The following is a 1,842-nucleotide window of genomic DNA, read 5'->3' as shown; positions in this document are numbered from 1 at the left end:
GCCCCAACTCGTCCAACGGCGGACGCGGGCCGAGATCGCTTGCCGGTTCGGGCTTCTTCCTCCAGTCGCCCTCCGCTCCGACCGACTTCGCCAACTCCGAAAGCCCGGCCATGATCGGGGTGTCCAGATCCGCGTCGGCGGCGACGGTTCGCAGTGTTTCAAATTGCTTTTTCGCCTCGTCCTGCTTACCGTCCTTCCAGAGCAAATCGACCAGCACCGCCAACGGCAGCACTTCGGACGGTCCCGACTTGACCGCCCGCTCGGCGGCTTTGATTCCGGCGGAGCGATCTCCGGCCAGCCCCAGCCACTGAGCCTCCATCGTCGCGTCAAGTTTTGCGGCCTTGAGATGCTTGTTGAACGTCGCCACATCCTTGCGTTTGGCCGCGGCAGCCGCAGCGACCCGTGCGATCACTGCTCGCAACGAATCCAACTCTTTCTTCAACTCCTTCGAATCGTCATCCTTTGACGTGTCAGCCTCGGTTCCGTCGCGATCGGCCACGTCCAACAGACGGCTTTGCAATTCGAGTCGTTCGCGCTGCAATCGCCGAAGCGTTTTTGCGCCTGCGGATTTGTGCCCAGCCATGAATTGTGCCACACCGAGCCATCCCAGTTCATCGCGCCGTGTCTCTTGGTGATCGGTCGGCAGCAATGATGGACCGCCCATTTCATCGATTAATTTCTGCCACAACCCGAAGCGGGTCAACGTTTGAACCAAGCGTTGACGCCCATACTTGTGGCTGCCACGTTTCTCCAACGAGTTGTAGGTCGGATGCTGGGGCAACGACACCAGATTGCGTGACAAATCCAAAGCGTCCCCAACGCGGCCGATGTGAATCAGATTGCGAACCAGCCATTCGTTGTTGTGGGCAAAGTTATGAATCTGGTCGGGCATCAATCGCGTGCGAATCATGTGCGCATGATCGACCCGCGCAGAAGCCTCTTGTTGCCAGGCGGCATCGGAATACCGTTTCAGCTTGGAATAGATGTGACCGGGCATGTGCCACATGTGCGCGATCCCTGGACTGGCCGGTCCGCACTGGGCAGCCGAAACGAGTGCGTTGTCCGGGCGTGCCGAATCCCACAAGTGAATTCGGTAGTGATGGGCGGGATGCGCCGGGTTGGCGGCAAAGATTTCACCCAACAACGCGTCGACGGCATAACGGCTGGTCAGTTTGACACCGTAGCGGTCTCCCATCCAAAGCTGGACGACGAGAAACGCTTTGGCTTCGATGTCATCGGGATGCTCATGCAAGATCTTCTCCAGATCGGCGACGTAACGTTCACCGCGTTTCTTCTTTTCTTCTTTCTCCCGATCCTTCTGGTCTTTCGCCGACTCGCCGTCTTTTTTGTCGTCGCCCTTGTTCTGTTTGGGCAAGAAACGTTCGAGCGCGTCGATGTACAGCTTTTCTCGATTCGAGGTGTTTTTCGCCGATTTCGCTTTGGCCTGGTCAATAAACCCTCGCGCCCGGTCGTCGTTGTTGACATTGGCCATCGCCATTCCCCAGTACGCGATCGCCAGCTCGGGATCCTCCTTGGCGGCTTGGCGGAACGAACGTTCGGCTTCCAGGTACCAGAATCCGTGAAGCTGAGCGATTCCCTGTTCGATGAACCCTTGCGCCGCCTCGGACTTGGTCGAGGTGGGAAACTCGATCGGCGCCATCCCCGGCATCATCACCGCGGCTTGTCGGGGGCCTTCGTTAAACGCTTCCCCGTGGTAGCTGTGGCCGGCGGCAACGGAATCGGTCTCCGCAGCATCCGCGGCGTGGAGACCTGCAAAAGTCGATCCGGCGAGAACAGCGGCGCAGAAAACGCGAAAAAGAATCATGTTCGAATGTGAGCCAG

Annotated in this window: 1 pseudogene; it reads right to left on the bottom strand. The window is 58.7% G+C overall.

The annotated features are described in order from the left end of the window. Positions 1–1,825 (bottom strand): annotated as a pseudogene (locus tag ABX749_RS31515) (alkyl hydroperoxide reductase); the annotation flags it as partial. Positions 1,826–1,842: the final 17 nt, after the last annotated feature.

Origin of the sequence: Stieleria sp., assembly GCF_041595215.1 — a bacterium.
Lineage (GTDB): Bacteria > Planctomycetota > Planctomycetia > Pirellulales > Pirellulaceae > Stieleria > Stieleria magnilauensis.
Note: the sequence above shows the minus strand (reverse complement) of the source record. Positions and strands in the feature narration are given on the sequence as shown.